This window comes from Cellulomonas jepli, assembly GCF_047229345.1.
Taxonomy (GTDB): Bacteria; Actinomycetota; Actinomycetes; order Actinomycetales; family Cellulomonadaceae; genus Cellulomonas_A.
This window is the reverse complement of record NZ_JBFTER010000004.1, coordinates 1-12,400: the sequence shown is the minus strand read 5'-3', so window position 1 is coordinate 12,400 and position 12,400 is coordinate 1. Positions and strand designations below refer to the sequence as shown.

General features: G+C 75.2%; 12 protein-coding genes. 9 read left to right on the top strand and 3 right to left on the bottom strand.

The window, feature by feature from the left end:
• Nucleotide 1: 1 nt before the first annotated feature.
• The 3 genes from AB6N24_RS01605 to AB6N24_RS01595 all read right to left on the bottom strand — a co-directional run bounded on the left by AB6N24_RS01605 (nt 2) and on the right by AB6N24_RS01595 (nt 2,557).
• Nucleotides 2–928 (bottom strand): HAD family hydrolase, encoded by a 927-nt coding sequence (locus AB6N24_RS01605; protein WP_412867687.1) that lies wholly within the window; start codon nt 926–928, stop codon nt 2–4.
• A 25-nt stretch (nt 929–953) separates the two neighbouring features.
• Complete coding sequence (locus AB6N24_RS01600) at nt 954–1,937, bottom strand: formylglycine-generating enzyme family protein (RefSeq protein ID WP_489672048.1); 984 nt, start codon at nt 1,935–1,937, stop codon at nt 954–956.
• Between the two features lie 344 nt (nt 1,938–2,281).
• Nucleotides 2,282–2,557 (bottom strand): hypothetical protein, encoded by a 276-nt coding sequence (locus tag AB6N24_RS01595; protein WP_412867686.1) that lies wholly within the window; start codon nt 2,555–2,557, stop codon nt 2,282–2,284.
• Nucleotides 2,558–2,756: 199 nt separating this feature from the next.
• On the opposite strand from AB6N24_RS01595, the gene AB6N24_RS01590 reads away from it, so the two are divergent.
• From AB6N24_RS01590 to AB6N24_RS01550, 9 genes are all read left to right on the top strand, one after another.
• The gene (locus tag AB6N24_RS01590) at nt 2,757–3,170 is read left to right on the top strand and encodes a DUF7144 family membrane protein (RefSeq protein ID WP_412867685.1); all 414 of its coding nucleotides are present in this window, start codon (nt 2,757–2,759) and stop codon (nt 3,168–3,170) included.
• Nucleotides 3,171–3,206: 36 nt separating this feature from the next.
• Complete coding sequence (locus AB6N24_RS01585; protein ID WP_412867684.1) at nt 3,207–3,689, top strand: DUF1269 domain-containing protein; 483 nt, start codon at nt 3,207–3,209, stop codon at nt 3,687–3,689.
• Between the two features lie 133 nt (nt 3,690–3,822).
• Nucleotides 3,823–4,224, top strand: a complete 402-nt coding sequence (locus tag AB6N24_RS01580; protein ID WP_412867683.1) for an ArsR/SmtB family transcription factor — start codon at nt 3,823–3,825, stop codon at nt 4,222–4,224.
• Nucleotides 4,221–4,877: a cation efflux transmembrane domain-containing protein gene (locus AB6N24_RS01575; RefSeq protein WP_412867682.1), complete on the top strand. Its 657-nt coding sequence runs from the start codon at nt 4,221–4,223 to the stop codon at nt 4,875–4,877. The genes AB6N24_RS01580 and AB6N24_RS01575 overlap by 4 nt, the downstream gene beginning before the upstream one ends.
• Nucleotides 4,878–4,916: 39 nt before the next feature.
• Nucleotides 4,917–5,834 carry a cation diffusion facilitator family transporter gene (locus AB6N24_RS01570; protein ID WP_412867681.1) on the top strand — a complete coding sequence of 306 codons (918 nt, stop codon included), beginning with the start codon at nt 4,917–4,919 and terminating at the stop codon, nt 5,832–5,834.
• An 88-nt stretch (nt 5,835–5,922) separates the two neighbouring features.
• Nucleotides 5,923–6,534 (top strand): TetR/AcrR family transcriptional regulator, encoded by a 612-nt coding sequence (locus tag AB6N24_RS01565; RefSeq protein ID WP_412867680.1) that lies wholly within the window; start codon nt 5,923–5,925, stop codon nt 6,532–6,534.
• A 139-nt stretch (nt 6,535–6,673) separates the two neighbouring features.
• Entirely contained in the window at nt 6,674–7,915 is a 1,242-nt protein-coding gene (locus AB6N24_RS01560; protein WP_412867679.1) for an alpha-amylase family protein, read from the top strand.
• Between the two features lie 132 nt (nt 7,916–8,047).
• On the top strand, nt 8,048–10,348 hold the full coding sequence (locus tag AB6N24_RS01555) for an exo-beta-d-1,3/1,6-glucosidase (protein WP_412867678.1): 2,301 nt from the start codon (nt 8,048–8,050) through the stop codon (nt 10,346–10,348).
• Nucleotides 10,349–10,427: 79 nt separating this feature from the next.
• The coding region (locus AB6N24_RS01550; protein WP_412867677.1) for an HD domain-containing phosphohydrolase at nt 10,428–12,400 on the top strand (1,973 nt) is incomplete at its 3' end.

Genomic DNA, 12,400 nt, shown 5'->3' with positions numbered 1-12,400 from the left:
CTCAGAACACCGTCGCCCAGTCGTCCTTCATGCTGACGACGGTCCAGCCGCTCTGCGCCGCGCGGTCGAGCGCACGCTCGGCGCCGGCGACGTACGCGAACTCGCGGTCGGGGTCGTCGTGCAGCACGAGGAGCCGCAGGAACGGCCGGTCGGCGTGCTGGGAGAAGTCGAGCATCTCGATGTCGCCGTTCGAGTTGCCCGCGGCGAGCACCGGGCGGCGCCCCGTGCGCGTCCAGATGCGCACCGGCTTCTCCGGGCCGTCGTCCAGGTAGTCCGCGGCGAGGGAGCGGGTGATCGCCCCGCCCCCGTCGCCGGGCACGTACGCGAGGGCGACCGCGCTGCCGATGACGCCCTCGCGCGGGATGCCGTACATCTCCGCGCTGACGGGCCGCATGAAGTCCCGGCCGCCGCCCGACGCGATGTAGTTCGTGAACCCCTGGTCGCGCAGGTGGGCGAGCAGCTGGACCATCGGCGCGTACCCGCACGCGAGGTAGCCGCGGTCCAGCGAGGGGTGCGCGGTCCCGCGCAGGAACGCGTCGGCGTCGGCCTCGAACTCGTCGACCGTGATGTTCCCGAAGGCCGCGACGATGCCGGTGGCCAGCGTCCGCACGTCGGTGCTGTCACCGGCGTAGTGCGCGGCCAGCGCGTGCGCCAGCCAGGGGTAGTCACGTTCGTGGGCGGCTCGCCACGGTTGCCGGTCCCTGAGCGCAGGGTCCGCCTCGGCCATCGCGGCCAGGCGACGCAGGATGAAGTCGAGCTGGATCGGCATCGGCTTCTCGCACCAGAGCGTGCCGTCGTTGTCGAACACCGCGACGCGCTCCTCGACCGGCACGCTGCCGGGGGCACCGACCTCGCCGGTCCGGGCGACGTAGTCGCGGATGGCCTCCTTCGCGGGACCGTCGTTCCAGGTCGAGAGCGGATCCGTCATGCGGCAACCCCTTCGGTGGTCGAGCTCATGCGCGGCTGATGCAGCGGAAGCCGAGGTGCGACGTCGACGTGTCGACGGGTTGCGGCATGCGGGCCGCGGGCCGGTACCGCCGGCAGTAGTTCGGTGCGCACAGGTGGGACCCGCCCTTCATGACCCGGCGCGGGATCCGGACGCCGGGCAGCGCCGGGTCCCGGCTCGCGTCACGGTCGCCACCGCGCGGGTTCGGGATGCTGCAGCACGCGTGCGCGGCCGCCTCGTGGGCGCCGTACCAGTCCGACGTCCACTCCCAGACGTTGCCGATCATGTCCAGGAGGCCGTAGCCGTTCGGCGGGTAGGAGCCGACCGGCGCGGTGCCCGTGTGGCCGTCCTCGCCGGTGTTGTGCAGCGGGAACTCGCCCTGCCAGGTGTTCGCCATCCAGCGTCCGCCGGGGGTGAGCTCGTCGCCCCACGCGTACGGCGCGCCGTCGAGGCCGCCTCGCGCGGCGTGCTCCCACTCGGCCTCCGTCGGCAGCTCCTTGCCGACCCACGCGGCGTAGGCCGCCACGTCCTCCCACGCGACGTGCACCACGGGGTGGTCGGGCAGCCGCTTCGCGGTGCTGCCCGGCCCCTGCGGTCGGCGCCAGCAGGCGCCGGGGACGTACGCCCACCAGTTCAGCGGGTCGTCGAGGGGGACCCGGCGCGTCGGCTGACGGAACACGACCGACGCCGCCACGAGCAGCTCCACGGCCGCTCCCGGGTAGTCGGCCGGGTCCGGCGCCCGCTCGGCGGACGTCACGTAGCCGGTGCGCGCCACGAAGCGGGAGAACTCCGCGTTCGTCACGGCGTGCTCGTCCATCCAGAACCCGTCGACGGCGACCCTGTGCGCCGGCGCCTCCTCCGGGTAGTGGTCGTCCGAGCCCATCGTGAACGTGCCGGCCGGGATCTCGACCATCCCGGCACGGCGCGCACGGGTCGCCGGCGGCGGCTGGCCGAGGTCGACGCGCGTGGCGCTCCTCGTGCGCTGCGCCACCCTCAGGACCTCGGCCGGAGGGTCGGCACCCGGTCCGCACCGGTCGCGGTCGGCTCGTCGGTGTCCATGCGCCCCGTCCCTCCGCAGGCGCAGACGCGCCGTCGCACTCCCGCGACCGCCGTGGTCACGGCGTCCGCCCACGATCGTCGCGACCGGAGCGGACGCACCGCCTCGTCCGCTTCGGGTGAGCCCGACCCGGCGTGCGCCCGAGCACGGCCCGCGGGGCGCCGCGACCGTCCACGCACGTGGACCGCCGACTCGGGCGAGCCGATCGAGACGGGCGCGTCGCCGTCGCGCATCGAGCACGTCGTCCTCGATGCGCCCTCCCGGGCACGAGCCGTGCGTCAGGCGCGCCTGGGCGGCACGAGCCAGGTGACCGAGCGCATGACGTCCTGCGCCCGCAGCCACACCCACTCCTCGTCCACGCGACCCCTCCGGTCCCGTCGCCACCCGACCATCACGTGCGTCGACGTCCAGCGGATCGCCCGTGCCGGTCGCCACTCCTCCGTGCCGTCGGACCACACCACGTGCACGATGACCTCGATGCTGCCCATCGGCTTGACGGGCACACGCTCGGGCCGGTCCGCGTTGCTCACCTCGCGGTCTGGACCTCCGCGCATGACACCTCCTCGAACACCTGTTCGAGTCTAGGGGTGCCTGACGGCTGTCGCGCTCGGTCGAGCGGGCGAAAGCACGCGGTGAGTCGCTCCGGTCCGCCGAGGGGCACGCGGCCCGCTCCCCCGGTCACCCACATCAGGTGATGCCCGACCGCAGCGCCGTCACGATCGTGGAGGCAGCGACGGCGCACGAGGAGGGCCGATGGCGCGACGACGAGCACGCGAGGTCAGCGGGCCGGAGGGCTGGACCTGGTTCGCCGCCCCGCTGATGGTGATGAGCGGCCTCTGGGGGACGACCGCGGGCCTCGTCGCGGCGTTCTCGCCGCGGACGGTCCTCGCGTGGACCGGCACCAGCCTCCCGGCGGTCGACGTGTCCGCAGCGGGCTGGGCGCTCCTCGCGGCCTCCGCCCTGGTGCTCGTGCTCGGCGTCTCGCGGATGACGGACGGCCCCGGTTGGGCCCGAGCCGTCGCAGGTGTCGTGATCACCCCGGTGCTGCTGCTGCAGTTCGCCGCGCTGCCGGTCACCCCGGGCTGGCTCCTCGCCTCCCTCGCGCTCTGCACCGTCGTGCTGTGGGCGCTCGTCGTGAACGACGACGAGCTCCACGACGCGGCCTGACCCCTGTTCCCGACCAGCACTGTCGAAGGAGTCCCGATGACCACGTTCACGGTGTGGCAGTTCGACACCCCCGGTGCCGCGCAGCAGGCGGCCGACATCCTCAGGAACGCGGAGGGCGACGGGCTGGTGCGCATCGTCGACCACGCGGTCGTCAGCTGGCCGACCGGCGCCGACAAGCCCACGGTGCACCACGAGCACGAGGACGAGAAGCGTGGTGCGGGGTGGGGCGCCCTCTGGGGCCTGCTGCTCGGTGCCCTCTTCTTCGTCCCGCTGCTCGGAGCGGCAGCGGGAGCAGCGACGGGGGGCATCGCCCGGCACTTCGCGAAGGTCGGCATCGGCGAGGAGCAGATCGAACGGATCCGCGCGAGCGTCGTCCCGGGCACCTCCGCGCTGTTCGCGGTCACCGACGCCGCCGACCTCGACCGGCTCGGCGAACGCTTCCACGGCCTGCACCAGACGCTGATCGCGACGAACCTGACCGAGGCGGAGCGCTCGACGCTGCACGAGACGTTCGGCTGAGCGGGGCCGACCGGCCGGCAGCGCTGCACCCAGCCCTCGGTCAGGGCTGGGCGTCGCTCGGCCTCCGGGACCTCACCGCGGCGCCTCGCGTCGATGTGAGACATGCGCATAGCCGACCCGCTAGCATCGCCCTATGGCGATGTCACAGATCACCAGCGATCCAGTTGCAGTCGACGAGGCCCCCGCTCTCGCCGCGGCGGCCTGCCTGTTCCACGGTTTCAGCGACCCGTCTCGCCTGACGATCCTGCGCCACCTCGCCCTCGGCGAGCACCGGGTCGTCGACCTCACGGAGCACCTGGGCCTTGCCCAGTCGACGGTGTCGAAGCACCTCGCGTGCCTGCGGGACTGCGGCCTCGTGACGTCGCGCCCGCACGGGCGGGCGTCGGTGTTCCGCCTGACGCACCCCGGGGCGCTGCTGGACCTGCTCGCGTCGGCGGAGCGGCTGCTCGCGCTGACCGGCGACGCCGTCACGCTGTGCCCGACGTCGGGCGTGGCGGCGACCGCGCGTACCGGCGCCGACGAGGCCTCCGCATGACCGCGACGCGGGAGCTCGACGCGCCGGAGGTCGAGCGACTGACGCGGCGCGGGCTGCGGCTCGCGCAGCTGACGGTGGCGTACAACGTCGTCGAGGGCGCGGTCGCGGTCACGCTCGGCCTCGCGGCGGGGCTCGTGTCGGTCGTCGGGTTCGGGATCGACTCGGGGATCGAGTCGATCGCGGCCGTGCTCGTCGGGCTCCGGCTCGCGGGCCGGCTCCGCAGCGGCGAGACGGACGAGCGCAAGGAGCGGCTCACGCTGCGGCTCGTCGCGGCGACGTTCTTCCTGCTCGCCGGCTACGTCACGGTCGAGGGCGTGCGGAGCCTCGTCGGCGGCGAGGTCCCCGGCACGTCGACCCCGGTGGTGCTGCTGCTGGTCGCCTCCATCGTGGTCATGCCGGTCCTCGCGGCGGCGAAGCGCCGGGTCGGCCTCGCGCTCGGTGACGACCTGATCCTCGCCGACGCCGCCGAGACCCGGATCTGCGTGCTCCTGAGCGCCTCGACCCTCGCCGGCGTGGTGCTGTACCAGCTCACGGGCGCCGCGTGGCTCGACCCGGTCGCCGCGTTCGTGATCGCCGCGTTCGCGGTCCACGAGGGCAAGGAGGCGTGGGAGGGCGAGCTCGTCTGCGCGGAGGGGGACGACGATGCGGGCTGAGAGCGGGCGCGCGCCGGCCTGCCTCACGGAGGCGGTCGCATGAGCCCCGGGCACGGCCACCACCACGGGACCGCGACGGGGCAGCACCGCACCCGCCTCGCCGTCGTGCTGGTCCTCACGCTGGGCGTGGTCGGGATCCAGGTCGTCGGCGGACTGCTCTCGGGGTCGCTGGCGCTGCTCGCGGACGCGGGGCACATGCTCACGGACGCGACCGGGGTCGCCGTCGCGCTCGTCGCGAGCACCCTGGCGGCACGCCCGGCCACCAACGCCCGCACGTTCGGCCTGCTCCGCGCGGAGATCCTGGCGGCGCTGGCCAACGCGCTGCTGCTCGGCGGGCTCGCGGTCTGGGTGATCGTCGAGGCCGCCGGCCGCTGGGCGGACCCGCCGGAGGTCGCGACCGGGCTGATGCTCGGCGTCGCGCTCCTCGGCGCGGGCGCCAACCTCGTGAGCCTGCTCGTGCTGCGGGACGGGAGGCACGACAGCCTGAACGTGCGCGGCGCCTACCTCGAGGTCCTCGGTGACCTCGCGGGGTCGGTCGCCGTCATCGTCGCCGGGGTCGTCATCGCCCTGACGGGGTACACCCGCGCGGACGTGATCGCGTCCCTGGCGATCGGGCTGTTCATCGTCCCGCGCGCGTGGTCGCTGCTGCGGGAGGTCGTCGACGTGCTGCTCGAGGCGACGCCTCGGGGGCTCGACCTCGACCAGGTCCGCGACCACATCCGGGCGATGCCGGGCGTCGTCGACGTGCACGACCTGCACGCCTGGACGATCACGAGCGGCGTCCCCGCCCTGTCCGCGCACGTGGTCGTGGACGCGGAGTGCATCGACCGGCGCCGCCCGGGCGACGTCCTCGACGCGCTCGACGCGTGCCTCGACGAGCACTTCTCGATGCAGCACTGCACGTTCCAGCTCGAACCGGTCGGCCACCGCCCGCACGAGGGCGCCCACCACGACTGACCGCGCTCCGAGGCGCAGGTGACGGGCGGCGACGCGCGGGGGGACCGCACGGGCGGACGCCCACGGACCCCTGACTAGGGTGTGCCGCATGGCACGGACGGACCGGGTCCCTCGTCGACGCCTCGACCCCGACGCCCGACGCGAGGCGATCCTGGCGGCGGCCGCCGAGGCGTTCGCACGCGAGCCGTACGGCGACGTCACCCTCGCCTCGGTCGCCCGGCTCGCGGGCGCGTCGGAGGCGCTGCTCTACCGCTACTTCGCCGGCAAGGAGCAGCTGTACACGGCGGTCGTCGGGCTCGCGATCGAGGACCTGCTGGACGCGCAGGCCGCGGCCGTCGCGGGACTGCCGGAGGGCGCCCCGGTCCGCGACCGGGTCGTCGCCACGACGACGGTGCACCTCGACCACGTCGCGCACCACCCGCAGGCGTGGGCGCTCCCGCTCGGCGGTGCCGCGAGCGAGCCGACGGCGACCGTCGAGGTGCGCACCCGTGCGCGCGCGGAGTACGTGCGGCGCCTGCGCGACCTGCTCTCCCCGAGCTCGACGGCGCGGCACGAGTACGCGTTGTGGGGGTTCTTCGGCTTCCTCGAGGCGGCGTGCGCGGCGTGGGTCCGCGCCGGGTGCCCGCACGACGGTCGCCAGCCCCTGCTGGACGCGTCCGTCGGCGCACTCGAGGGGGCGCTCGGCGACTGGGGAGCCTGAACCGACCCGGGGCACGCACCGCCGCACGCCGGTGGCGCGGATCAGGACGTGGGCGCCGCGAGGTCGGCGCCTTGCGGGTCGCTCCGGAGGGCCGGTACCGTCGAGGCGTTAGTGAACCCGACTCAGTAGCGGAGGTCGCATGGACCGGTCCGACCACGGCACGTGGTGGCACGTCTACCCGCTGGGCTTCACGGGAGCGCCGATCCGCACGGCGCACGACGCGCAGCCCCGGCTCGCCCGCCTGGCCGGGTGGCTCGACTACGCGGTCGAGCTCGGGGTCTCCGGCCTGCTGCTCGGCCCCGTCTTCAGCGCGGAGACCCACGGGTACGACAGCGTCGACCAGTACCGCATCGACCCGCGGCTGGGCGACCTCGAGGACTTCGACGCGCTCGTCGCCGCCTGCCACGAGCGCGGGCTGCGCCTCGTGCTCGACGGGGTGTTCAACCACGTCGGGTCCGGGCACCCCTGGGTGCGCCGCGCGCTCGCCGAGGGGCCGGACGGCGAGCGCGCCGGCTTCTTCCGCATCGACTGGTCCGACCCTCGCGCACCCCGCACCGCGGACTTCGAGGGCCACGCGTCCCTCGTGGCGCTGGACCACGACTCCCCCGCGGTCGCCGACTACGTCACCGACGTCATGACGACCTGGCTCGACCGCGGCGCCGACGGCTGGCGCCTCGACGCCGCGTACGCGGTCTCGCCGCGGTTCTGGGCACAGGTCCTGCCGCGCGTGCGCGCCGCGCACCCGGACGCCTGGTTCCTCGGTGAGGTCATCCACGGCGACTACGCGGCGTTCGCCGCCGCCTCCGGCATCGACTCGATCACGCAGTACGAGCTCTGGAAGGCGATCTGGAGCAGCCTCGTCGACCGCAACTTCTTCGAGCTCGACTGGGCGCTGACCCGGCACGCGGAGCTCTCCGCGGGACAGCTCCCGGCGACGTTCGTCGGCAACCACGACGTGACGCGCATCGCGACGACGGTCGGCCCGGAGGGCGCGGTGCTCGCACTCGTCGTGCTCCTGACCGTCTCCGGCGTCCCGGCCGTCTACTACGGCGACGAGCAGGCGTTCACGGGCACCAAGGAGGAGCGCCTCGGCGGTGACGACGCGGTGCGCCCGGCGATGCCGGAGTCCCCGGCGGGGCTGCCGCCCGCGGGCGCGTGGATGTTCCGGGTCCACCAGCAGCTGCTCGGGCTCCGGCGGCGCCACCCGTGGCTCGCCGACGCGACGACCACGACGACCGGGCTGACGAACACGCGCTACGCCTACACCGCGCGCGCGCTCGACGGGCCCGGCGAGCTGCACGTCGAGCTCGACGTGACGGACGGCCACCACGCCGTCGTCCGCGACGCCGCGGGCGCGACGCTCTTCGCGTACGACGCGTGACCCGCCGGGCACCGTCACACTGGGAGGATCGAGCGGACCGCGCGGAAAAGGCTTCACTTACCAACAAGTAAGTAATAAAGTCGGCCCGCGCGCCCGGCCGGCGACGTACCCGCACCTAACGAAGGAGCTGCCGTGACCGGCGCCCCCTACCAGGACCCGCAGCTGCCCGTCGAGCAGCGGGTCAAGGACCTGCTCGAGCGCATGACCGTGCCCGAGAAGGTCGGGCAGATGCTCCAGCTCGACGCCCAGGGCGACGTCCGGCCGCTCGTCGAGGACCTGCACGCGGGCTCGATCCTGCACGCCTCGCCCGAGCAGGTGCTGCGCGCGCACGCGCTCACCGAGGGCACGCGCCTGCGCATCCCGCTGCTCGTGGCCGAGGACTGCATCCACGGGCACTCGTTCTGGCGCGGCGCGACGATCTTCCCGACGCAGCTCGCGATGGCCGCGTCCTGGGACCCGGCGCTCGTCGAGCAGGTCGCGCGGGTCACCGCCGTCGAGGGCGCCGCGACCGGCATCCACTGGACCTTCTCCCCCGTGCTCTGCATCGCGCGCGACCTGCGCTGGGGCCGGGTGGACGAGACGTTCGGCGAGGACCCGCTGCTCATCGGCGAGCTCGCCTCCGCGATGGTCCGCGGGTACCAGGGCGACGGGCTCGCCGACCCCACCGCGATCCTCGCCACGGCCAAGCACTTCGCGGGGTACTCCGAGACGCAGGGCGGGCGTGACGCGTCCGAGGCCGACATCTCCCGGCGCAAGCTGCGCTCGTGGTTCCTCCCACCGTTCGAGCGCGTCGCCCGCGAGGGCTGCCGGACGTTCATGCTCGGCTACCAGACGATGGACGGCGTCCCGATCACGGTCAACGACTGGCTGCTGAGCGAGGTGCTGCGCGAGGAGTGGGGCTACACGGGGACGCTCGTGACCGACTGGGACAACGTCGGGCGGATGGTCTGGGAGCAGAAGGTCCAGCCCGACCACGCGCACGCGGCGGCCGCAGCGGTCCGTGCCGGCAACGACATGATCATGACGACCCCCCAGTTCTTCGAGGGTGCGCAGGAGGCGATCGAGCTCGGCCTGATCGCCGAGCACGACCTCGACGCCGCCGTCGGGCGCATCCTCACGCTCAAGTTCGAGCTCGGGCTGTTCGAGGACCCCCGCCGGCCCGACCGCGACCGCATCGCGCAGGTCGTGGGCGCCGACGAGCACGCCGCCCTCAACCTCGAGGTGACCCGCCGGTCGCTCGTGCTCCTGCGCAACGACGGCGTGCTCCCCCTCGCCGGGGGCCACGCGCCGGGTGCTCCGACCGGCCCGACGGGGCGTGCCGCGGTGGCCGGGGCCCCGCGCACGGTGGCCGTCGTCGGGCCGCTCGCCGACGACGCGCAGACCCAGCTCGGCGACTGGGCCGGGTCGTCCGGCCAGGCGGACTGGCTCCGCGACGGGCAGCCGCGGGAGATGATCACGACGGTCCTCGACGGCCTGCGTGCGCACGTGCCGGACGGCTGGACGGTCACCCACGCCCCCGGCGCCGAGATCCTCGACATCACGCCGGACCCCGAGGGACCGTTCTTCCCCGACGGCCAGCCGCGCCCGCCGCTCGTCGCACCGGCGACGCCGGACGAGCGGCTCCTCGCCGACGCCGTCGCGCGGGCCCACGAGGCGGACTACGTCGTCGCGGTCGTCGGCGACCGCGTCGAGCTCGTCGGCGAGGGTCGCTCGACGGCGACGCTCGAGCTCGTCGGCAGCCAGGTCGCGCTCCTCGACGCGCTCGCCGCCACGGGGACGCCGCTCGTCGTCGTCCTGCTCGCCTCGAAGCCGCTCGTCCTGCCCGAGTCCGCGCTGGGCGCCGCGGCGCTGGTGTGGGTCGCGAACCCCGGGATGCAGGGCGGGCGCGCGGTCGCCGAGCTGCTGCTCGGCGTCGTCGAGCCGTCCGGGCGGCTGCCGATCTCGTTCGCGCGGCACGTCGGGCAGCAGCCGACCTACTACAACCAGATCCGGGGGCAGCACGGGACCCGCTACGCCGACCTCACGCAGCGCCCGGCGTTCGTCTTCGGCGAGGGCCTGTCGTACAGCACCGTCGAGTACGCGGGCCTGCGGCTCGACGCCGAGCAGGTCACGGCGTCGGACGTCCTGCGGGGCGAGGTCACGGTGCGCAACACGGGCTCCCGGCCGGTGCGCGAGACCGTCCAGGTCTACGTGAGCGACACCGTGACGTCCGCGAGCTGGGCGGACCGCGAGCTCAAGACGTTCACGCAGGTCGAGCTCGCGCCGGGCGAGACGCGGGCCGTCGCGCTCGAGCTCCCGGTGCGTGACTGCACGATCGTCGACGCGCACGGCCGCCGGGTCGTCGAGCCGGGCGCGTTCGAGCTGCTCGTCGGTCCCTCGTCGCGCGTGGAGGACCTCCTGCGGGCGTCGTTCACCGTGCGTGCGGGCGACTGAGCCGTCGGGCGACGGGTTCACTCGGACGGGTCGGGCGGCCCGCCTTCACCGGGCCGCCCGCCGCGCCGATGAACGACCCATGGCCGCGGGACCCACGCAGAACTACGACGACGCGACCCTCGGCAGCTGGCGACCGCACCCCGTCCTCGCCACGGTCGTCCGTGCGGCCGTCGGCCTGACGCCCCTGCTCCTCGCGCTCGCCACGGGGCTCGCCGCGCACCGCTGGCTCCCGCCCGCCCGCGTCGGGCTGCACCCGTGGCTGTGGCTCGCCGTGCAGGTCGCGTGCTCGACCGCGGTGCTCCTGCTGGTCGCGTGGGCCGTGCGCCGGCTGCTGCCGCTCGAGGTCCTGCTGCGCCTGACCCTCTTCCTGCCCGACCGCGCGGCGTCGCGGTTCGCGGTCGCCCGCCGCCGGCACTCCCCCGCGGTGCTGCACGCCGACCTCGAGGCGGGCCGACCGCTGCTCGGCACGGACGACGGGGCCGCGCACGGCGCCGAGCTCCTCGCCCTCGTCACGCGCCTGCGCGCGCACGACCGGGGGACGTTCAGCCACAGCGAGCGCGTCCAGGCGCTCGCGGCGCTGATCGGGACCGAGCTCGGGCTGTCCCGGGTCGAGGCCGCGCAGCTCGGGTGGGCGGCGCTGCTGCACGACATCGGCAAGCTCGCGGTCCCGCGGGAGATCCTCACGAAGCCGGGACGCCCGACGGACGACGAGTGGCGGGTCGTCGCGTGCCACCCCGAGCACGGCGAGGCGCTCGCGGCGCCGCTGCAGCCGTGGCTCGGGCCGTGGGTCGACGCGGTGGGCCAGCACCACGAGCGCTGGGACGGCGCCGGGTACCCGCACGGGCTCGCGGGCGAGCAGATCAGCCTGGGGGCCCGGATCATCGCGGTCGCGGACGCGTTCGACGTCATCACCTCGGCGCGGTCCTACAAGCGGCCGCTCTCGGCGACGGCCGCCCGGACCGAGCTCGCCCGCTGCGCCGGCTCGCAGTTCGACCCCGACGTCGTCCGCGCGTTCCTCGCCGTCGGGCTGGGTCCGCTGCGTGCCGTGGCCGGACCGGCGTCGCTCGTCGCGGCGGTGCCCGGTCTGCGGTCGATGCCGTGGCCCGACCTCGCGGGTGCGGCCTCACGCCTCGCCGTCGCACCCGTGGCGGGCGCGGCGTCCGTCGCCACCGGCGTCGCGCTCGTGGTCGGCGGCGTCGCCCCCGGGTCCCCGCTGCTGGCCCCGCTCGTCGGGGAGAGCACCTCGGTCGCCGCGGCGGCCCGCGCCGACGCGGAGGCCGCGCAGGCCGGGCCGGCGGGAACAGGCACCGGCGCGGACCTGTCAGGGGCCGACGGCTCGGACGGGGACGGGTCCGACGTGAGCCGTCCCGACGGGGGCGACCGCTCCTCCGACGACCCCGCGGGTGCGTCACCGTCGTCTGCCGCCGCCGCCGGTGCGACCGACGGCGCAGCCCCGGGGGCGTCCGCCGGCCCCGGTGGGGAGCCGGGCGCCGGGTCGCCGGGGTCCGCGTCCGGCGCATGCCGGCGAGCACGAGCGGGCGCCACGGACCTCCCGGGCGCGGCGCTCTCGCGCTGCGAGCTCACCGGTGACCTGCGCGGGGCGAACCTCGCGGGAGCCGACCTCAGCGGCGCGACGCTGACGGGCCTCGACCTGACCGGTGCGCGCCTGACCGGGGTGAACCTGCGGGGAGCGGTCGTCTCGGGGACGACGTTCGACCGCGCCGACCTCAACGGCGTCGACCTGACCGGCGCCGTCGTCACCGCCTCGAGCTTCCATGGGGCCACGCTCGGGCCCACGACCCTGCGTGGCGCGACGTTGCACGACTGCGTGCTCGACCCGGGGGTCACGGCGGGACCCGGGGCGCCGGTCCCGGCGGCGCCGGCCGTCCCTGCCCGGGGTGCACCCGCACCGGGTGCGCCCGCACCGGGTGGCGCCGCACCGGGCGCGCCCGCACCGGCCGCACCCCCGGCTGCCCCTCCGGCCGCACCGGCGGCTCCCGCACCCGCCGCCCCCGCGGCGCCGGCCGCCACGAGCGGCGCCCAGCCGGCGGC

Coding starts and splice junctions, on each gene's coding strand:
- AB6N24_RS01605 (WP_412867687.1), bottom strand. CDS start 928: ATGACGGATCCGCTCTCGACCTGGAACGACGGTCCCGCGAAGGAGGCC.
- AB6N24_RS01595 (WP_412867686.1), bottom strand. CDS start 2,557: ATGCGCGGAGGTCCAGACCGCGAGGTGAGCAACGCGGACCGGCCCGAG.
- AB6N24_RS01590 (WP_412867685.1), top strand. CDS start 2,757: ATGGCGCGACGACGAGCACGCGAGGTCAGCGGGCCGGAGGGCTGGACC.
- AB6N24_RS01585 (WP_412867684.1), top strand. CDS start 3,207: ATGACCACGTTCACGGTGTGGCAGTTCGACACCCCCGGTGCCGCGCAG.
- AB6N24_RS01580 (WP_412867683.1), top strand. CDS start 3,823: ATGGCGATGTCACAGATCACCAGCGATCCAGTTGCAGTCGACGAGGCC.
- AB6N24_RS01575 (WP_412867682.1), top strand. CDS start 4,221: ATGACCGCGACGCGGGAGCTCGACGCGCCGGAGGTCGAGCGACTGACG.
- AB6N24_RS01570 (WP_412867681.1), top strand. CDS start 4,917: ATGAGCCCCGGGCACGGCCACCACCACGGGACCGCGACGGGGCAGCAC.
- AB6N24_RS01565 (WP_412867680.1), top strand. CDS start 5,923: ATGGCACGGACGGACCGGGTCCCTCGTCGACGCCTCGACCCCGACGCC.
- AB6N24_RS01560 (WP_412867679.1), top strand. CDS start 6,674: ATGGACCGGTCCGACCACGGCACGTGGTGGCACGTCTACCCGCTGGGC.